Annotated in this window: 19 protein-coding genes and 1 pseudogene; 14 read left to right on the top strand and 6 right to left on the bottom strand. The window is 35.4% G+C overall.

Annotated elements, in window-relative coordinates; translation table 11 throughout:
• Positions 1-2: 2 nt before the first annotated feature.
• The 5 genes from pxpA to DKT72_RS01845 form a co-directional block, all read right to left on the bottom strand.
• Complete coding sequence (gene pxpA, locus DKT72_RS01865) at positions 3-740, bottom strand: 5-oxoprolinase subunit PxpA (RefSeq protein ID WP_111307010.1); 738 nt, start codon at positions 738-740, stop codon at positions 3-5.
• On the bottom strand, positions 740-1,972 hold the full coding sequence (locus DKT72_RS01860) for an Nramp family divalent metal transporter (protein WP_111307052.1): 1,233 nt from the start codon (positions 1,970-1,972) through the stop codon (positions 740-742). The genes pxpA and DKT72_RS01860 overlap by 1 nt, the downstream gene beginning before the upstream one ends.
• On the bottom strand, positions 1,972-3,069 hold the full coding sequence (locus DKT72_RS01855) for a DUF2891 domain-containing protein (RefSeq protein ID WP_111307009.1): 1,098 nt from the start codon (positions 3,067-3,069) through the stop codon (positions 1,972-1,974). Before DKT72_RS01855 ends, DKT72_RS01860 begins: the two co-directional genes overlap by 1 nt.
• 150 nt (positions 3,070-3,219) lie before the next feature.
• On the bottom strand, positions 3,220-6,081 hold the full coding sequence (locus tag DKT72_RS01850) for a M16 family metallopeptidase (RefSeq protein ID WP_111307051.1): 2,862 nt from the start codon (positions 6,079-6,081) through the stop codon (positions 3,220-3,222).
• A 191-nt stretch (positions 6,082-6,272) separates the two neighbouring features.
• On the bottom strand, positions 6,273-6,755 hold the full coding sequence (locus DKT72_RS01845; protein WP_235841578.1) for a DinB family protein: 483 nt from the start codon (positions 6,753-6,755) through the stop codon (positions 6,273-6,275).
• A 321-nt stretch (positions 6,756-7,076) separates the two neighbouring features.
• Between DKT72_RS01845 and DKT72_RS01840 the strand changes: the two genes are divergently transcribed.
• The gene (locus DKT72_RS01840) at positions 7,077-8,552 is read left to right on the top strand and encodes a S41 family peptidase (RefSeq protein ID WP_162623215.1); all 1,476 of its coding nucleotides are present in this window, start codon (positions 7,077-7,079) and stop codon (positions 8,550-8,552) included.
• Between the two features lie 68 nt (positions 8,553-8,620).
• On the opposite strand, the gene DKT72_RS01835 is transcribed toward DKT72_RS01840, so the two are convergent.
• Positions 8,621-10,156, bottom strand: a complete 1,536-nt coding sequence (locus DKT72_RS01835) for a YifB family Mg chelatase-like AAA ATPase (protein WP_111307006.1) — start codon at positions 10,154-10,156, stop codon at positions 8,621-8,623.
• A gap of 363 nt (positions 10,157-10,519) precedes the next feature.
• On the opposite strand from DKT72_RS01835, the pseudogene DKT72_RS01830 reads away from it, so the two are divergent.
• From DKT72_RS01830 to moaCB, 13 genes and pseudogenes are all read left to right on the top strand, one after another.
• Positions 10,520-11,164: pseudogene (locus DKT72_RS01830) on the top strand (serine hydrolase domain-containing protein); the annotation flags it as partial.
• A gap of 249 nt (positions 11,165-11,413) precedes the next feature.
• Positions 11,414-11,806 carry a hypothetical protein gene (locus DKT72_RS01825; protein ID WP_111307004.1) on the top strand — a complete coding sequence of 131 codons (393 nt, stop codon included), beginning with the start codon at positions 11,414-11,416 and terminating at the stop codon, positions 11,804-11,806.
• Positions 11,807-12,120: 314 nt separating this feature from the next.
• Positions 12,121-12,462 (top strand): hypothetical protein, encoded by a 342-nt coding sequence (locus DKT72_RS01820; protein WP_111307003.1) that lies wholly within the window; start codon positions 12,121-12,123, stop codon positions 12,460-12,462.
• A 79-nt stretch (positions 12,463-12,541) separates the two neighbouring features.
• Entirely contained in the window at positions 12,542-13,720 is a 1,179-nt protein-coding gene (locus DKT72_RS01815) for a molybdopterin molybdotransferase MoeA (protein ID WP_111307002.1), read from the top strand.
• A gap of 5 nt (positions 13,721-13,725) precedes the next feature.
• Positions 13,726-14,064 carry a winged helix-turn-helix domain-containing protein gene (locus DKT72_RS01810; protein WP_111307001.1) on the top strand — a complete coding sequence of 113 codons (339 nt, stop codon included), beginning with the start codon at positions 13,726-13,728 and terminating at the stop codon, positions 14,062-14,064.
• A 49-nt stretch (positions 14,065-14,113) separates the two neighbouring features.
• On the top strand, positions 14,114-14,323 hold the full coding sequence (locus DKT72_RS01805) for a four helix bundle protein (RefSeq protein ID WP_111307000.1): 210 nt from the start codon (positions 14,114-14,116) through the stop codon (positions 14,321-14,323).
• A 9-nt stretch (positions 14,324-14,332) separates the two neighbouring features.
• Positions 14,333-15,073, top strand: a complete 741-nt coding sequence (locus DKT72_RS01800; RefSeq protein ID WP_111306999.1) for a sulfite exporter TauE/SafE family protein — start codon at positions 14,333-14,335, stop codon at positions 15,071-15,073.
• 1 nt (position 15,074) lies between these two features.
• Positions 15,075-15,647 carry a molybdenum cofactor guanylyltransferase gene (gene mobA, locus DKT72_RS01795; RefSeq protein WP_111306998.1) on the top strand — a complete coding sequence of 191 codons (573 nt, stop codon included), beginning with the start codon at positions 15,075-15,077 and terminating at the stop codon, positions 15,645-15,647.
• Positions 15,644-15,877 (top strand): MoaD/ThiS family protein, encoded by a 234-nt coding sequence (locus DKT72_RS01790; RefSeq protein ID WP_111306997.1) that lies wholly within the window; start codon positions 15,644-15,646, stop codon positions 15,875-15,877. The genes mobA and DKT72_RS01790 overlap by 4 nt, the downstream gene beginning before the upstream one ends.
• A gap of 64 nt (positions 15,878-15,941) precedes the next feature.
• Positions 15,942-17,039, top strand: a complete 1,098-nt coding sequence (moeB, locus tag DKT72_RS01785) for a HesA/MoeB/ThiF family protein (protein ID WP_111306996.1) — start codon at positions 15,942-15,944, stop codon at positions 17,037-17,039.
• Positions 17,029-17,472 (top strand): molybdenum cofactor biosynthesis protein MoaE, encoded by a 444-nt coding sequence (locus DKT72_RS01780; RefSeq protein WP_220628060.1) that lies wholly within the window; start codon positions 17,029-17,031, stop codon positions 17,470-17,472. Before moeB ends, DKT72_RS01780 begins: the two co-directional genes overlap by 11 nt.
• Positions 17,473-17,506: 34 nt before the next feature.
• On the top strand, positions 17,507-17,854 hold the full coding sequence (locus tag DKT72_RS01775) for a four helix bundle protein (RefSeq protein ID WP_111306995.1): 348 nt from the start codon (positions 17,507-17,509) through the stop codon (positions 17,852-17,854).
• Between the two features lie 29 nt (positions 17,855-17,883).
• A complete protein-coding gene (gene moaCB, locus DKT72_RS01770; RefSeq protein WP_111306994.1) occupies positions 17,884-18,795 on the top strand; it encodes a bifunctional molybdenum cofactor biosynthesis protein MoaC/MoaB in 912 nt (303 codons plus the stop codon).
• Positions 18,796-18,854: the final 59 nt, after the last annotated feature.

Below are 18,854 nucleotides of genomic sequence, written 5' to 3'. Positions count from 1 at the left end.
TGTCATAAAATAGTGAGTCCTTTGTCTTCTAATTGCATTCGTAAATTTTTAACCAAATCTATGGCTTGGGGGTTATCGCCATGCACACAACAGGTATCTGCTTTTATAGCAACTTCCACTCCACTAATGGTTCTTACTTTTTGGTGTACCACCATATTATAAACATGCTCCACCACCGTTTGGGTATCGTGTATTAAGGCATGATGTTCTTTACGGGACACCAATGTTAAATCAGGATTATAATTTCTATCGGCAAAAACCTCATACACTATAGGGATGTTATTTTGTAGAGCCAACTCGGCGATAACCGATTTATAAGGCACGTATAATTTAATAGGCAAGGCAAACCATGTCATGACTTCAACAATCACCAAGGCAATATTTTTATCGGTGGCCGCTAAATTGTAAAGGGCCCCGTGTGGTTTGATATGGTTTAGAGTCATCTGAGCGTCCCCAAGAATCGGAATCAAACTTTCAATCTGGTTTTTTACAGAAGCAAACAATGCCGCATAGGACATCTCCATGGGTTCCCGACCAAAATGTGCCTTATCTGGAAATGATGGATGCGCCCCTATTTTAACGCCATAGCGTTTGGCTAATGCCACAACCGTTCGCATGCTTTCAGGGGTGCCAGCATGACCGCCACAGGCTATATTACAAGACGTGATATAAGGCATCAGCAAAGGTTCGTTACCAATACCTTCTCCTACATCGGCATTTATATCAATAATATGTTGCATTAAAACAAAGTTAACCCAAATACTTTATTGAGCGTTGTTAAAGAGAGTAAGAAACTAATCAACACAATAATCAATCCGAAGATATTCTGCCATGCATTGTTTTTATAAGTTCCTAAAATAGATGTCTTATTCATAATCCACACTAAAAACCCTGCGATGATGGGCAATAAAATGCCATTGGCAACTTGGGCAAACTTAATGACATCGATGGGTTTTATGTTGAGCGATGAAAACACAATGCCCAAGAGTATCATAAACATCCATACAAACCTAAACTTAGGCGACTTAAAATCTGAAGACCAATTTAAACAGCCACAGGTAACATAGGCCGCTGCCAACGGTGCTGTGATGGCACTGGTGATGCCAGCCGCAAAAAGACCGATACTTAAAACATAGGTTGATAAGCTACCAAATAAGGGCTCTAGCCCTTTTGCTAAATCGGCGGTATTTGCTATATCTTGGGTTTTTATAGCCGCCGAAGATATGATAACACACATAGACACCATACCCCCTAACGCCACCGCAATAAAGGTGTCTTTCCTTGCTAATTTTAAATCGCTTGTATGTTGCCACTTTTCTTTGACTAATGAGGCGTGCAAAAACAAATTATAAGGCACCACGGTGGTTCCTATAAGTGCTATGATAGTTAAGGTACTATCTTTTGGAAAACTAGGAACAAAAGCCCCTTTTAATACCTGTAATACATCCGGTTTCGTAATGACTGCCGTTATTAAAAAAGCCAGACTCATTAAAATAACGAGCCCTATCAACACCTTTTCCAGAATTTTGTAGTTCCCATAATAAAGCACCCCAAAGGCAATACCTCCGACAATAACGCTTAAATAATTAAAGGAAAAGTTTGCAAAAGTTATGGTAGGACTTCCGAAAATAGTCTCTAAGCCCAACACACCTCCAGTGATATTACCAGCTTCGTAAGCGGCATTCCCTATTACAATGGCAGACAGTATCAATATGATGGTTCCAATCTTAATGACTGGATGCTTAATCTCTGTTCTAATAATTTCAGCGAGTCCTTTTTGAGATATAATGCCCAGTCGGGCAGCCATTTCCTGTAATACGATGGTTGCTATGGTAGACACTACCATGGCCCATAACAGGGCAAACCCAAAGGATACCCCTGCTAAGGTACAAACCGTGACCGTACCGGGACCAATAAAAGCGGCTGCCACTAAAGGTCCTGGCCCTATATTCTTAAACCAGTTCTTCAAGATCATTCCATAGAATTCAAAGCATAAATAGCGAAGGTTCCTAACCAGTGGCCGCCTTCGTAATTCCCATCTACAATACTTGGTAAAGAATAATTGATATGTTTATTGGCGATGTTTTTAAGATGGGCATATTCTGGCAAGCCTTCAGCTATTTTGTTTAAGCTCCATGCACGCGAGAAATTAACCCCATCTAAATGCACTAATTGTCCGTCGGTTCTATCAGAAACCTGTCCAGGTTCTAGGCTATAGTTTTTATCTTTTAATTTAGGTAAGAAGGCATCTAACCAAGTTTTAAATTCTTCTACTGGCAACAAGCGTTTCATTAAGGCTGCTTCTTCTAAACATGGTGATAAAAAATCGGTTCCCCCAGGTTCCCAACTCATAGGGCAATCTTTATCATTTAAAAAGAAATAGGAAGCCCGTTCTGCAATGACCTTTTTTAAAGGCTCATTGTTTACCGTTTGGGCATAATCGTAAGCAAAAGACAATCCGAAGGCTGTATTCGGGTGTGTTCCCACACGAAGTGGATAGTTTAACTTCGGCAAAAACTCTATGTATTTATCAACAATCAAATTGGTTAAAGGCTGTAGATTGTCCTCCAGCTCTCTAGCCGTTGGGTCGTCCCAAGTATGTAATTCCTCTGCCAACTTTAGCAGCCATGCCCAACCATAGGTGCGTTCATGCGACTTATTTAAGTCGTCATAATAAGCCACTTCGGTGATAATATGCTCTTTAGAAATGTTTTGAAGCAACTGCGCTTTGATGGTATCTGCATGATCCATATCTGGGAATTGCTTTAACAAACTTACCAAACTCCAATGTCCGTGTACGGCCGAATGCCAATCGAAACAACCATAAAACGCGGGATGCAATGTTTGCGGGGACTTTAAATCGGCATCGCTCCCTAAGGTTTGACTCAACTTATTGGGATACTCGGTATTCATACATGCTAAGGGTAATTGAGCCAAGCGATTGGCTTCATGTAAATTCAGCACGGGAATTGCCGCTTGTTCGATGTCTGGTACGGGAGCCTCCTTTTGTTTGTGGGAATCGCTACACCTTAAAACTAAAGCAACTAATAAGAGTAAAAAGTATTTCATTAAAATAGGGTTTTGATTGAATAACTAATCTTAAACCCTAAAGATATAATAGCTACGTATCATATACAAAGTTTCCATGGATCTAAATGACACAATAAAAAAGGGTGCCACATATGTGGCACCCTTTTTTTTACCTTAATTAAAATTAACTTAGGGTTTCACTGGTGAAACTTCTACTTTTTTAGCATCTTTATCTAAAAGAATAACCTCATCAAAGTCTGCTGTTTTAAATTTTTGAAACTGGGTAGCAGCATCTCCAACAACTAAATAGCTCATTTTTTTGGTGTCTAAATATTTATTGGCGAGTTTTTTATGCGCTTCCAAGGTCATGGAATTAATAATGTTTTCTTCGTTAGCGATATAATCTGATGGCAAATCATAAGAGCTCATTTCCTGTAACATACCCAATAAGGAGTATTGGGATTCGAAACGACGTGCATTGGATTTTATTAAAGCATTTTTAGTAAAATCTAAATCTTCTTGGGAAATACCTTCTTTATATTTTTCAATTTCGTCTTTAAAGATTTCTACAGATTCATAAGTTGTGTTGGTTCTTACACTTGAAGAAGCAGAGAATGTTCCTGGTATTTTTGTACCACTAAAACCAGTACGAGCACCATAGGTATATCCTTTTTCTTCCCGCAAAATAAGATTAACATTTCCAGAAAAAGAACCACCCAACTTATAATTCATAACTGTAGCAGGAAAATAGTCTGGATCTGTTCGCGGCATAGACAAATACCCTATTTCTATAACTGATTGTTTGGCATTGGGAATATCAACAAAATATAAGGAAGCCTTATCACGCCCCTCTGGAAGAGGATATGTTGGTATTTTCACTTCTTTTGCTGCCCATTTAGTTTCCAAATCACGTAACACTTTTAATGTTTGATCTTTGGTAATATTGCCAACAATGTGAAATGTACTTACTGAGGGCGAATAATTCTTTTCGTAAAAAGATTTTAAATCTGCCATCGTGATGGATTCTACGGACTCCTCAGTTCCTGAAGTGGGATAAGCGAAAATATGCGCCTCTCCATACAGCAATTTATTGGCGACATTATTGGCTACGGTATTGGGGTCTGCAGCCGAACGCTTAATGCGATTTATAGTACTTAATTTAATTCGTTTAAGCTCATCTTCATCCCAACGAGGTTCTAATAGGATCTCTTCCACCAAATCCATGGTTTTATCAAAGTTTCTAACTAGAGTATTTCCTGAAATGGTGATGGCTTCCCGTCCTGTGTACATATTAATTGAAGCCCCTAAAAGCTCTATAGCTTCTTCTAATTCTTCTGGGGTTTTATTGGCCGTACCTTCCATCATAATATCGGTCATTAAATTGGCAACCCCATTTTTATCAAAAGAATCCAATAAGTGGCCCCCTTCTATTACCAGGCTAAAATTAACTAAAGGCAATTCGGTTTGTTCAATTCCGTAAACTTCCATTCCGTTTGATAAGGTGGATGTCCAAGTTTGAGGTAGTTTCAATTTAGGCGAAACGCCTTGAGATGGCTCTATAGAACGGTCAAAACTTGAAGGTGTTTTCACCACTTCACTATCATGCTCTGCTACAGCAACATCCACATTTTCTTTAATTTCTTCTTCCACTACTGCTGCCATCACAGAATTATCGGCTGCCAATTTTAATTCCCCTTTAGGCACAAAACTGGTCATTACAAAAGGCTTATCTTTTATATATTTATTATAAACCCTTAATATATCTTCTTTTGTAACCGCTTTAATATTTTCAATATCTTGAGTAATAAACCCTGGGTCGCCTGTAAATACGTTGTATTGCGCTAATTGGAATGACTTATTCAAAACACTGCTAATGCCATTATAAAAATTAGTTTCCAAACCTGCTTTAATACGTTCTACGTCTGTATCTTTAATACCTTCTTTTTCAAATTTATCAAAGGCTTCAAAAATGGCCTTTTCAATCTCAGCTAAGTTCTTTCCGGAATTTGCAGTCACACTTATATGAAACTCTCCAGCAATTTCCTGGGAGTTATTATAAGCATTGACACGAGATGTTAATTCTTTCTCCTTTACCAATACTTTATACATGGGTGCTTTTTTTCCTTTAGATAATATTTGAGCAAGAAAATCAAGAGCATACGCATCATCTGTATATTGTTGTAGTGTTGGCCAAACCACGTTTAACTGTGGCGCTGTAGCAAAATTATCTTCATGGTATAATCGCTTCGTTTCATTTAGAGTAACAGGTTGCGGTTTTAAAGGCTCAACCTCTTGGCGTCGCTTTATTTCGCCAAAATATTTATTGATTAATGTTTTTGCTTCCTCTGTTTCAAAATCACCTGCCAAAACCAACGTAGCATTATTAGGCCCATAATACTTATCATAAAATTCCTTTACATCGTCTACCGTAGCGTTTTGCAAATCGACCAACTCACCAATGACCTGCCAGTTGTATGGATGCCCTTCTGGATATAAGGCCTTATCCAATACCCAGCTTGTATGCCCATAAGGGTTGTTATCTACACGTTGTCTTTTTTCATTTTGAACCACTTCTTGCTGATTGTAAAAAGCACTTTCTGTTACCGTATTTATAAGATACCCCATACGGTCGCTTTCCAGCCATAAAACCATTTCCAGGGCATTATTTGGAACTACTTCATAATAGACAGTTCCATCTTTCCAGGTACCTCCATTTAAAGTGCCTCCAGCATCTTGGATTTTTTTAAAGAATTGATCCTGAGGCACATTTTCAGATTCTTGAAATAGCATATGCTCAAATAAATGAGCAAATCCCGTACGCCCTGGTTTTTCTCTGTTGGAGCCAACACCATACTGTATTGCCAAGGACACAATAGGGTCTGATTTGTCTTGATGAAGTACCACATCGAGCCCATTATCAAGCGTGTACTTTTCAAATTCAATAGCTAATTTATCACCTGACCTTTCTTTTTCAGATTTACAATCCGTAAAGATTAAAAACCCTGAAATAGTTACAACTGTCAAAATGATTCGTTTAAGATTGATGATCATAAGAATATTTTTTAATGTTAACATCTAAAAATACTGAAAAAATATGAATTGGACTTACTGGAAAACCGTAAACCCTTACAAAGCAAATCATTAAACCAAACTATTATCACTTTAAAACCGTCTTTTTATAAAACAAAAAAGTCTTTAACCACATGGATGAAAGACTTTTTAGAAGATATGAAATGATACTCTTAATTACTCCAAGGCGGCACAACACCAATAGATCTTGCATAGGCAATTAATTGCCCTTTATGTTCGCCGGTATGGTCTAAAACCACCATCATGGTACCTAAGGTACTTAGCTTAGAAAATCCTAAATCCACTTCTTTCCCATAATCCTCAGGGTTGATTTGGCCTAATTTATCCAATACAAACACAAAGGACTTATGAAGCGTTTCAATCACATTCTCTTTTCCTGTGATTTTCTCCATGCCCATCATGTCCACATCTTCGGGTGGTGTAAACCCTAGCTTCGTTGCTAGAAAATAATTGGCTGCAGCGATGTGTAAAATAGCTTCACCAACCGAGCGAATCCCTTCGGCAGGACGCCAATTGTACTGCTCTTCTGAAAACGCATTGGCTAAAGAGGTTATTTGAGTTTCATTATTACTTATTAAAGCTTGCAAACTGGACTTGGCCACGCTGTCTTGGGCGGAGGCCATGAGGGTGCTCATACATACAAAGAGGGTGATTAGTTTTTTCATGTGTAATGGTTTAAGGTTATCTATTTGATTTTTAGAACTATAAATATCTTAAAATGATTTGGAAACTGAATTATATTGTTAATAAATTTTATTGTTTTTTGACATTAAGCTTGATTTTAAGGGCCATCAAAAGGGAACGTATACCAAACCATTGAAATTAATAATAAGACCCGCATAAGTCTGTTGGACACCTTATTAAAAAGCAATATATTGCATACATAAACGCTATAACAACAATAGGATGGGAGTTATTGTGGTTGTATGATTGTTGGCTATAATTTGAACATGCAAATGAAAATCATTATTTTATCAAGTTTAATCTTGCTGATTTCCTGTAAAACGGAAAATAAAAAACCTGAGTTTAAAGAAGACTATTCCTTATCAAAACAAGAAATGCTTCAAGACTTTGAAATGTTTGAATCCATATATGAAAAAGCGAATGCAGGTCTTTATAAATACCGCTCTAAATCTGAAATTGATAGTGTTTTCAGGAAGAATAAAGCAGAAATAAAAGACCATGTTTCCTACAGAGAATTTTATAACATCTTATGGAACGTCATTGACTATACGGGAAGTTGCCATAATGAGCTAACTTACCCCGATTCTTTAGACAATCATTTAAGTAAACAAAAAATATTCTTCCCTATTCCACTTAAATATTTAGAAAACAAAATTTATACAAATCTTGATTATAAAAACATACCGACAGGAAGCGAAATAATTTCTATCAATAATATGAGTGCTGATCAGTTTCTAACTTCACTAGGAAAATATGTAAGTACCGACGGATTTAATAAAACAGGCAAAAACATAAAGATTGAAACAGATTGGCTGCCTTTCTATATTTATTTGGCAATGGGAAAGCAAAACCAATTCGAAATAGAGTACAAGACAATAAATTCAGACATTATTAAAAAAAGCTCTATCATAAGTGTTCCCTACAAAGATTTTTATGCGAATTACAACAAACGACACTCTAAAGAATTTGAGCATACAATAAGCAAAGACTATGCTTATAAACTATTGGACAGTATAAACACAGGGCTTTTGGAAGTGCACACTTTTGGAATGGGTGGACCCGATACAGACGGACACAAAAAGTATGCTGTATTTTTGGATTCAGTATTTACAACGCTTAAAACAAAAAAAGTGAAAAATCTAATTGTTGATGTACGTGGAAATGGCGGAGGCAATGACCCAAACGACATTTTACTTTATTCTTATTTAGCACAACGGGAATTCAGAGAGAACAAAACAGCATTCACAATCTTTCAAGATATTCCATTTCCAAAATATTATATAGATGATGATATTGATGAACTTCCAGGGGAATTAAAAGAAGAGCATTCTATTTATAAGCATGGTAAATACTACCAAAATGAATCCTTCAATAAGATATGGAAACCCAATACAAATGCTTTTCAAGGAACCATTATTTTACTAATTGACCCCTATGTAGCATCTGCGGGTTCATTATTTGCAAGTTTGGTAAAGAGTGATGAAAACACCATAGTCATAGGAGAAGAGACCTTGGGCGGCTATTATGGACATACAGGCCATATTCCAGTAACATATAAATTACCCAACTCTAAATTAAAACTGTCTTTTTCCATTGTTGATATTGAACAAGATGTAAAGGAATTATCTGATGAAAAATTTGGAGATGGCATCAGGCCAGATTTTAAAGTTGTTCAATCCCACAAAGATTTTATGAGCAATAAAGATACCCAAATGAACTTTGCAATGGAAAGAATAAAAAAACTATAGCTCCCAGCTAGTGCTCGTTTGCAAAAAGACGGATTAAAAAAGAAGATTACCGCCTTCGTAGGAATCCATTACCCCAACCAGCCTTCCCTATCCAAACTCCTGTATTGAATGGCTTCACTAATATGAGCCCCATTGACATCTTCCGCACCTTCTAAATCGGCAATCGTTCTAGCTACTTTCAAGATTCTGTCATAAGCCCTAGCGGACAGATTCAATCGTTCCATAGCGGTTTTTAAGAGTTGCTTGGAAGCCTCATCTAAAATACAATATTTACGTATTTGTTTGGTAGTCATTTGCGCATTATAATGCACGGCATCGCTGTCTTTAAAACGTTCTGTTTGGATCTGTCTGGCTTTGGTGACACGCTTTCTAATATTCACTGAGGTTTCTCCTTTTCGGTCTTCTGATAGTTTTTCAAAAGGCACGGGCGTCACTTCTATATGAATATCAATTCTATCTAATAACGGTCCCGATATTTTACTTAAATAGCGTTGCATTTCGGCAGGACTAGAGGTTACGGGTGCATTCGGGTCGTTAAAATAGCCTCCGGGACTTGGGTTCATGCTTGCTACCAACATAAAACTACTTGGGTAGGTGACGGTAAATTTCGCCCTGGAAATGGTGACTTCCCTATCTTCTAAAGGCTGGCGTAATACTTCTAAAACATCACGTTTGAATTCAGGCAACTCATCTAAAAACAACACGCCATTATGAGACAAGGAAATCTCTCCGGGCTGCGGAAAACTACCACCACCAACAAGCGCCACATTCGATATGGTATGGTGCGGACTTCTAAATGGTCGTTGCGCCATCAAGCCCGTATCTTTTACACGCCCCACAACGGAATGGATTTTGGTGGTTTCCAAGGCTTCATTCAAGGTCATAGGAGGCAAAATACTTGGTAAGCGTTTTGCCAACATGGTTTTACCTGCACCGGGTGGTCCGATTAAAATAATATTATGACCCCCAGCTGCTGCAATTTCCATACAGCGTTTAATACCTTCTTGCCCCCTCACATCTGAGAAATCGTGTTCTGGATAATTCAGACTTTTTTCGAACTCTTCCTTTACATCTATGATTTCTTGGGAAAGCGGGATATTATTATCAAAAAACTGAATAACTTCCATAATATTATCAACACTATAAACTTCAAGTCCATCAACAATAGCAGCTTCCTTAGCGTTTTGACTTGGAAGAATGAAACCTTTAAAGCCTTCCTCTTTCGCTTTAATAGCAATAGGCAATGCGCCTTTTATAGGTTGCAATGTGCCATCTAAAGACAACTCCCCCATAATGATATAGTGTTCCAAGTTTTCAGATTTAATTTGGTTTGTTGATGCTAGAATCCCAATGGCTAGCGTTAAATCGTATGCAGAACCTTCCTTACGTAAATCGGCAGGCGACATGTTGATGATGATTTTTTTACCGGGAATTCTGTATCCATTATTTTGAAGTGCCGCTGCAATACGGTAATTACTTTCTTTAATGGCATTATCAGGCAAGCCAACCAAATGGTAGCCAATACCTTTATCTGTATTTACTTCAACGGTAACCGTGGTGGCTTCAACGCCAAAAATAGCGCTTCCAAAAACTTTTTTAAGCATATCTGATTTTTTACTGTTTAAATGTAAGAAAAGTATTTTAAACTTTAATCATGATGGTGAAAGTGGTTCGACTAAAGTATCTTTTAATGTGCATTCTAATGCATGAGAGTGCCTCACTGTATTTGACATGACATACTAATCATATGCTGCGCTTCATGTTTGGTTTTATTCTAAAAAGCTTTGTAAACGAAGGCAAGGTTGCGGCATTTCTACACTAATCTTTGAGAAAGGTTAAGGAAGTCCATTATGTCCAATTTGATTACGCCGACCGTGAAGGAAAAGACCTGACAAGAAATGGCTAAAAAATGAGAAAGCAACCCTTGGCTTTTCAACCGAGAACCAGATGCTGTTGATGTCCAAGCTTTTTTAATAGAGCGGATTTCAGGAATGCCTTTTGAACAATATCTAAAAGAAAATGTATTAGATCCTTTAGGAATGGATGACACGAGATATTTTATTCCAGAAGAAGATAGAGATAGGTTTGCGGCTACTTATAATTATAATCGTGAAACGAAAGAATTAACAAGAATGCCTGATACCATCACCCAAATTTTGAATTATTACAAATGGCCATTAAATCGAGGTGCCTTAGGATTGACTTCTACTTTGGATGATTGTCAGAAATTCGCCCAAATGCTGATTAATGAGGGCACCCTACATGGTGTGACCATATTAAAACCAGAGACTGTAAAATTGATGAGAACCAATCAGTTGGATGATAGTATTACAGAACGTATGTGGCTTCCCGAAAGGGGGCAAATGGGTTTTGGAATTAATTTTGGTGTTCGTGTTGCGCCACCTATTGATGCTAACGAAAATAATGGTGTCGTAGGCGAATTTTTCTGGGATGGTGGCTTTAGCACCTTGTTTATCGGTGATCCTGTAAATGATATGACCGTTGTAATGTTTGTACAATTAAACCCTTACGATAAAATCAAATTACATAAAAAATTCAGGGATGCTATATATGGGAATTTTGTTTCTGAAAATAAATCAAAAACTGATTAATTTATTATGTAAATATTTTATAAATGAAAGTTTGGTTAACAATCTAGACTTTTTTCTTTTTATTAAAGAAAGAATATTTTATTAGCTCATTTGATTAAAACAAATAGTCTATGGTATAACGTAATCACATTGATTATTTTAATAAAACACTCTTATAAATTCTTTTTTAAGTAGATTTTTTATTTAATTACTAAATGTAAGAAATGTATTTTTATATTTGGTGGACAGCAAAGAAAGAGAAAGCTAAAAATGGATAACTTCCAAAAAATAATAAGACTGCTAAGAAAATCATCTTTAGAAGATATTGCTAAAAAATCTGGAATAAAAACAGAAAATCAACCCAAGCATAAAATCGCTGAACAAATAGATTTATACATTCAAAACAATACCTCTAAAAAGTCTTTTTTCAATACAGCTCTTTTTCAATTCGGATATCCAATATTTTTATCTGTTATTGCTTTTATTATCGGATTAAATATTGATATACCTAATAAAAGTCTAAAAAACATAATTGATAATAATAATTCTATATCACTTAAAAAACTTGAAGGTCTTTCCCAGCCTTTACCAACAGAGTTGAATATGAAATTCTTAAGTGTTGTGATTGAAAAAAATGGTTTTGAAAACTCCTTCCTGAAATAAGAGAAATATACAAAATATCAACAGTTGCACAATCATATGCTGATGATATTAATAATCCTGGTACTAGTAAATTTCAATTTCCAAGGAAAGACTATAGTGAAAAATACTATAGTAATGAGCTTAGAAAATTTTTTGAAAATATAACTCTTTCAATTGGTATTTCATTAGGCGAGAATTTATTTGATGATAATTTTAAATTACAAAAACCCTATTTATCCTGGTCCTATATAACTAAAATAGATTTAAATAAAAGTGATTCAAAACAATTTCTACATTATGAAATAGACCATTGGGATAATAACACAGAAAGCTTAATGCTTGGTAATTCAAGAGAAGATAATGAATATTTAATAGAATCAAAGCTTAGCTTTCAGAATGGAGCTAATACAGCCTTTGATTTATGTAATAGAAGTGTAAAAATTAACATGTCCATAACAAATAGTAATGGACAAAGAATAATTGAATCGCCAATATTGACGTTTAGAAAGATTAGATTTGTAGATAATTTAAATAGAGAATATGAAATTGAATTTGTTAAAAAATCTGATTATTATTACAAAGAAGTTGCTGAAAAGATTTTAAAAACAAATCCAAATTTTGATATTCAAGTTCTAAAATATTATTTGGAAGGAGTTTTGATATGTAAAAGTTTTTAAGTTTCCATTAAACTCTACATAAATAAAAATTGTAAAGGTTGAATCTAATCGTTATATTTGAAAAGACATAACGAATCGTATGATATCTATTGAAGAAGCTCTAAGTCTCGTAAAAAGTAAAAGTCATCCTTTATTAAAAGACACTACATTGGCTATAGAAAAGTCTGGTGGTTATATTATTAATAAAGATGTTTTTTCCCCAATAAACATGCCACCATTTAGGCAATCGGCTATGGATGGCTATGCGCTCCATTTACACAATAGCTTATCATATCATCTTGTTGATGAAGTAAAAGCTGGAGACAACCATCAACCTATTTTGAATAAGGGAGAGGCTGTTAGAATTTTTACAGGTGCAGCGGTTCCAGATACTGCCAATGGGGTTGTTATGCAAGAAAAAGTCATAACTAATGGAGCAGAATTGGTTATAGAAAAACAGTTACCTGAAAATTATAACATTCGCGCCATAGGAGAACAAGTTAAAAAAGGTGATTTGGCACTTGCTAAAGGCACTAAATTAACCCCTGCGGCTATTGGTTATTTAGCATCTTTGGGTATTACCCATGTGTCTGTATATAAAAAACCTACCATTGCCATTGTTACTACAGGAAACGAACTGATTGAGGCTGGACAAGAGTTAAGTTATGGAAAAATATACGAGAGCAATTCCAAAATGCTTCAAAATGCCCTTTATAATTTAAAGTTTTATGATATTACCATTCATAAAGTTGAGGATGATTACGAAAAAACACTATCTAAATTAAAAGAGGTTATTTCAGAAAATGACTTGGTTATCATTTCGGGAGGCATTTCCGTTGGTGATTATGATTTTGTTGGAAAAGCACTCCAAGAATTACATGTTGAAGAACATTTTTATAAAGTTAAGCAAAAACCAGGCAAACCTTTATTCTTTGGAACAAAAAACCATGTCGTTGTTTTTGCGCTTCCTGGCAATCCAGCCGCTTCGTTAACCTGTTTTTACATGTACGTTTATATCACTCTACAAAAAATGATGGATAGAGATGATTTGGAATTGCCTAGAATTCAAGCAAAATCAACTAATGGATTTACGAAATTTGGTGACAGACCTCAATTTCTAAAAGCTATTTATAATCATGGAAAAGTGACCATTTTAGAAGGACAAAGTTCTGCGATGTTACAAACGTATGCCCTATCTAACGCTTTGGTGTTTTTACCTGATAACATTTCAAAAATTAACATAGATGATTTGGTTGACGTCATACTATTACCTAATTAATTATTATGCATTATAAAATTAAAAGCCGAATTTGGATAGAATCTGAAAACAATGTATTGTTGGGCGAAGGCCGTGTACATTTATTAAAGGCCATTGGTGAAACAGGCTCCTTATCTAAAGCAGCCAAATCGATTAATATCTCCTATAAAAAAGCATGGGGCATGTTAGATTCCATAAATAAATCTGCCAAAAAGCCTGTGACTATTAACAGTACAGGTGGTAAAGGTGGCGGAGGCGCGGTATTAACCGCCTATGGTAAATCGCTAATTCAGGTATTTGATGAAATCAATAAGAATTGCTGGGAATTTTTGGATAATCAATTGGATAAAATGGAACGTTTATAATAAAGGGACTAAAATTAAAAGTACTTAAAGTGCCTAAATTTTAAAATTTATGGAAAATAAGGAATTTGCTAAGAAGCTTGAGGTGCGAACTCAACAATCGAACCTCTCTATTGTTAATTTATCATCAACATTACCTAAGTCTGGCGAAGGGTTGGTTATTAGAAATCAGATCACTAAATCCGGAACCAGCATAGGAGCTAATTATAGAGAAGCAAAAGAACTTTTAGCAATTTTTACTACTATTTCAAATAAACTTTAGACAGTTATAATGCTACAAACAGAAAACATCTCCCTTTTTCTACTCATGCTCCCCATTGTATCGTTTTTATACGCCAGTGTTGGTCATGGTGGTGCCAGTGGTTACTTAGCTTTAATGGCATTATTCTCATTTGCTCCAGAAACCATGAAACCTACCGCTTTGTTATTAAATCTTTTCGTGGCTGGTATTTCTTTTTTTTACTATTACAAAGAAGGTTATTTTAATAAAAAACTATTCTTGTCATTTGCTATTACGTCCATCCCCTTAGCTTTTTTAGGGGGCACTATTGAAATAGACGCCTCGATTTATAAAAAAATATTAGCCATTTTATTGGTGTTTGCTGTTCTAAAAATGTTGAATGTTTTCGGAAAAGAAAAAGAGGATATTAAAAACGTGAAGCTTTGGCAAGGATTGCTTGTCGGCGGTATTATAGGTTTCTTTTCTGGTCTCATTGGTATTGGTGGTGGTATTATTTTAACTCCTATCATTTTATTGCTACATTGGGGCAATATGAAAGAAGCCGCGGCTGTTTCAGCATTATTTATTTGGGTGAATTCAGCATCGGGTTTAGTTGGTCAAATAAGTAGTGGCGTTACTATTGAAAAAGAATCCTTTCTTTTGGTTTTTGTAGCACTTGTTGGTGCTGTTGCTGGAGGGTATTTGGGAAGCAAAAAAATAAACAATCAAAAATTACGCTACATTTTAGCGTTTGTGTTAGTAATTGCATGTGTTAAACTATTTTTCACATAAAATGATAGATAAAAAAGACATAACTGGCATTATTCTTTCGGGAGGAAAAAGCAAACGTATGGGTACCGATAAAGGCTTTTTACTATATGGAGGAAAATATTTTATACAATATAGTATAGAGGCTTTAAAACCTCTTGTAAATGAAACCATCATTGTTTCCAACCATATTGATTATGATGTTTTTGGATTAAATCGTGTTGAAGATACCTTTGAAAATTACGGCCCTTTAGCTGGGTTATATTCAGGATTACAGCATTCTAAAACTAAATATAATTTGGTGCTAAGCTGCGACATTCCTTTAATAAAAACCAACATATTAAAAAAACTCATCAAAGCTGCGGATAATGATTCAGATATCATTCAAATTGAAAGTGATGGAAAAACAATGCCTTTGATTGCATTGTATAAAAAAGAATGTGCGGCTATTTTTTTAAAACTTTTAAACCACAATGAGCGTCGCTTACAATATGCAGTAAATCAATGCAAAGTAAAAACGGTTGTTTTAGATGATGCAGAGGAATTATTTACTAGAAATATTAATACGCCTGAAGAATTAAATGAGATTACAATATGACCATCACTATAAAATATTTCGGACTGATTGCTGAAGTCACAAAACAAAATGAAGAAACAATTGACTTTTCTGGACAGTCCGCTACGGAACTTTTGGAATATTTATTTTTAAAATACCCCGATTTAAAAAACAAGGATTTTCAAGTGGCCCAAAATCAAGAATTAGTTGCAAACGACGCCATAATAACAGGACAAGAATTAGCATTATTGCCGCCTTTTGCAGGAGGATAGTTTTAGATGTGTTGAGCTGTTAAATTATTTAACACAGTTCAACGAGTAACAATAAAACCACAACATGAGTAGATACCATAGACATATTACCTTATCTGAAATCGGACAACAAGGTCAAGATAAGCTTTCAGCTGCTAAAGTTTTGGTAGTGGGTGCTGGTGGTTTGGGTTGTCCCATTTTACAATATTTAGCAGCAGCCGGCATTGGTACACTGGGTATTATTGATTTTGATGTCGTAGATATTTCAAATTTACAACGTCAAGTATTATTTGGAACATCAAGTTTAGGGCAGAACAAAGCTAAAGCTGCTAAAAAACGGCTAGAAGATTTGAATAATGAGATTATTATAAAATCGTATCCTGAAGAACTAAACTATCAAAATGCCATTGATTTGTTTGAACACTATGATATTATTGTTGATGGCACTGATAATTTTGAAACACGGTATTTAGTAAACGACGCTTGCATCATCACCAATAAACCATTGGTTTTTGGAGCCATTTATAAGTTTGAGGGTCAGGTTTCTGTGTTTAATTACAACAACGGACCGAGTTACAGATGTTTATTTCCCAACCCGCCAAAAAAGGATAGCGTTCCCAATTGTTCAGAAATTGGTGTTTTAGGTGTGCTACCAGGGATTATTGGAAGTATGCAAGCCAACGAAGTCTTAAAAATGATATTGGGAATTGGCTATGTGCTTTCAGGTAAATTACTTTGCTACAATGCCCTAACGTCGCAAACTTCTGTTTTAAGCATCCGTAAAATTGAAGACAATTTCCATAAGGTTTTAAAAAATTCGCTAGTATTCCATAAAAAGCCATTGAATATTAATTGTGACGTTGATATTATTGACATTTCAATAATGGATATATTACAAAAAGAGAATATTCAGTTTATTGATGTCCGAGAACACCATGAACAACCAAAAGTGGACAATTTAAAAATCACTTACCTACCGCTTAGTGAATTGGAAAATCATTTAGATAAAATTAATTCCGGTAAGGAAAAAGCTATTTTTTGCCAATCTGGGATACGGAGTAAACAAGCAGTTTCCATATTAAAAAAATACAATATAACTAATTGCTACAGTATTAAAGAAGGCGCTTCAGATATTAATAAATTTATAAAAGAACAACACAAAACATCATTCAATGTCAGATAAAAAAATAAAAAATGTCTTTAAACAAGGAGCTATTTCTTCAGAATTCATTGGAGAATCCATCGCCAAACATCAAACGAAAACAAGCATTGGTGCTCACAATATTTTTTTAGGACAAGTAAGAGCCGATATTATGGATGGAAAAACGGTTTCGGCCATTGAATATACGGCTTATGAAGACATGGCAAATGCCAAATTCCATGACATAAGAGAAGCCACTTTTGAAAAATTTGAACTCACTTGCATGCATATTTATCATAGTCTAGGTACTGTAAAAGCCGGCGAGATTTGTCTGTTTGTGTTTGTTTCTTCACCTAGAAGAAAAGTCGTTTTTAAAGCTTTAGAATATATTGTGGAAGAAATAAAAGCACAGGTTCCCGTTTTTGGAAAAGAGATTTTTGAAGACGATACGCATCAGTGGAAGGTAAATAATTGATTATTGTTTATTGATTATTGTTTATTAAATTACTATGAAAGAGCAATTAAAAATAAGAACTAAAGTATTTGCCCATAACTGTGTAAAAACAACTCAGCTATTTCCAAATACTTATCTTTCCAATCATATCAAAGGACAGCTAATCAGATGTTCTACTTCAGTGGCTGCTAATTACAGAGCGACATGTATTGCACAATCTAAGCCCAGTTTTATTGCAAAAATAAGTATCGTTATTGAAGAAATTGATGAGTCAAATTTTTGGTTGGAATTTGCTAGAGATGAAAATTTGATTTCAAAAGAAGAAATAGATTTTTTATTGAAAGAATTCAGTGAATTAACCTCAATTTTTATAGCCTCAAGAAAAACAGCAAGCAGTAAATAATCAATAATAATTAGACAATAATCCATATCATGGTTGACATTACAAATAAAAGCACAACATTAAGAATCGCTACTGCACAAGCCATTGTGAAAGTCAGTAAACCTGAAACGATTACTGCCATACAAAATAACACCGTTCCTAAAGGGCATGTGTTTGCTATGAGTAAAGCAGCTGGCTTATTAGGCGTTAAACGTACCCCAGATATTTTACCCGATTGCCACCCCTTACCTATTGAATTCACAGGCGTAGACTATGAAATAAACGGATTAGAAATCATCATACTATTTACCGTAAAAACCATATACAAAACGGGTGTTGAAGTAGAAGCCATGCACGGTGCCAGTGTGGTGGCGTTGAATATGTACGACATGCTAAAACCTATTGACAAAGGCATCGAAATCCTTCATATAAAATTATTGGATAAAAAAGGTGGAAAGTCAGATTTCAAAGACCGTTTTAGAAAAGATATCACGGCTGCGGTGATTGTATGTTCAGATACGATTTCGGCGGGACATAAAGAAGATAAAGCAGGTAAAGCCATCATTGAAAAATTGGAATCTTGTGATGTTAAAATTGTGGATTATATCATTATTCCAGATGAGAAAGACATCATTCAAAACAAAGCAAAAGCCTACCAAGAACAAGGCGTTGATTTAATTATTTACACGGGTGGTACGGGGCTTTCGGTAAGAGATGTGACTCCTGAGGCTATTATTCCTTTACTGGATAGGCGCATCCCAGGCATTGAAGAAGCCATTCGCAATTACGGACAAGACAGAATGCCTTACGCTATGTTATCGAGAAGTGTTGCTGGAACCATACAAAACACCTTGGTTTTAGCACTACCAGGCTCTACCAATGGTGCTAAAGAATCTATGGAGGCTATATTTCCATCGGTACTACATATTTTCGGCATTTTAAAAGGTGCAAGGCATGACTAAAATGTTTTTTCGTGGAATTGTTAAGTCGTTTAATCACTTACACAATGCAACGATTCAAC

It is taken from the genome of Confluentibacter sediminis, assembly GCF_003258355.1.
In the GTDB taxonomy this organism is placed as follows: domain Bacteria; phylum Bacteroidota; class Bacteroidia; order Flavobacteriales; family Flavobacteriaceae; genus Confluentibacter; species Confluentibacter sediminis.
Note: the sequence above shows the minus strand (reverse complement) of the source record. Positions and strands in the feature narration are given on the sequence as shown.

Bases quoted from the DNA above. Each gene is read 5' to 3' on its own strand.
- pxpA (WP_111307010.1), bottom strand. From the start codon at position 740: ATGCAACATATTATTGATATAAATGCCGATGTAGGAGAAGGTATTGGT.
- DKT72_RS01855 (WP_111307009.1), bottom strand. From the start codon at position 3,069: ATGAAATACTTTTTACTCTTATTAGTTGCTTTAGTTTTAAGGTGTAGC.
- DKT72_RS01850 (WP_111307051.1), bottom strand. From the start codon at position 6,081: ATGATCATCAATCTTAAACGAATCATTTTGACAGTTGTAACTATTTCA.
- DKT72_RS01845 (WP_235841578.1), bottom strand. From the start codon at position 6,755: ATGAGCACCCTCATGGCCTCCGCCCAAGACAGCGTGGCCAAGTCCAGT.
- DKT72_RS01840 (WP_162623215.1), top strand. From the start codon at position 7,077: ATGAAAATCATTATTTTATCAAGTTTAATCTTGCTGATTTCCTGTAAA.
- DKT72_RS01835 (WP_111307006.1), bottom strand. From the start codon at position 10,156: ATGCTTAAAAAAGTTTTTGGAAGCGCTATTTTTGGCGTTGAAGCCACC.
- DKT72_RS01825 (WP_111307004.1), top strand. From the start codon at position 11,414: ATGGATAACTTCCAAAAAATAATAAGACTGCTAAGAAAATCATCTTTA.
- DKT72_RS01820 (WP_111307003.1), top strand. From the start codon at position 12,121: ATGCTTGGTAATTCAAGAGAAGATAATGAATATTTAATAGAATCAAAG.
- DKT72_RS01815 (WP_111307002.1), top strand. From the start codon at position 12,542: ATGATATCTATTGAAGAAGCTCTAAGTCTCGTAAAAAGTAAAAGTCAT.
- DKT72_RS01810 (WP_111307001.1), top strand. From the start codon at position 13,726: ATGCATTATAAAATTAAAAGCCGAATTTGGATAGAATCTGAAAACAAT.
- DKT72_RS01805 (WP_111307000.1), top strand. From the start codon at position 14,114: ATGGAAAATAAGGAATTTGCTAAGAAGCTTGAGGTGCGAACTCAACAA.
- DKT72_RS01800 (WP_111306999.1), top strand. From the start codon at position 14,333: ATGCTACAAACAGAAAACATCTCCCTTTTTCTACTCATGCTCCCCATT.
- mobA (WP_111306998.1), top strand. From the start codon at position 15,075: ATGATAGATAAAAAAGACATAACTGGCATTATTCTTTCGGGAGGAAAA.
- DKT72_RS01790 (WP_111306997.1), top strand. From the start codon at position 15,644: ATGACCATCACTATAAAATATTTCGGACTGATTGCTGAAGTCACAAAA.
- moeB (WP_111306996.1), top strand. From the start codon at position 15,942: ATGAGTAGATACCATAGACATATTACCTTATCTGAAATCGGACAACAA.
- DKT72_RS01780 (WP_220628060.1), top strand. From the start codon at position 17,029: ATGTCAGATAAAAAAATAAAAAATGTCTTTAAACAAGGAGCTATTTCT.
- DKT72_RS01775 (WP_111306995.1), top strand. From the start codon at position 17,507: ATGAAAGAGCAATTAAAAATAAGAACTAAAGTATTTGCCCATAACTGT.
- moaCB (WP_111306994.1), top strand. From the start codon at position 17,884: ATGGTTGACATTACAAATAAAAGCACAACATTAAGAATCGCTACTGCA.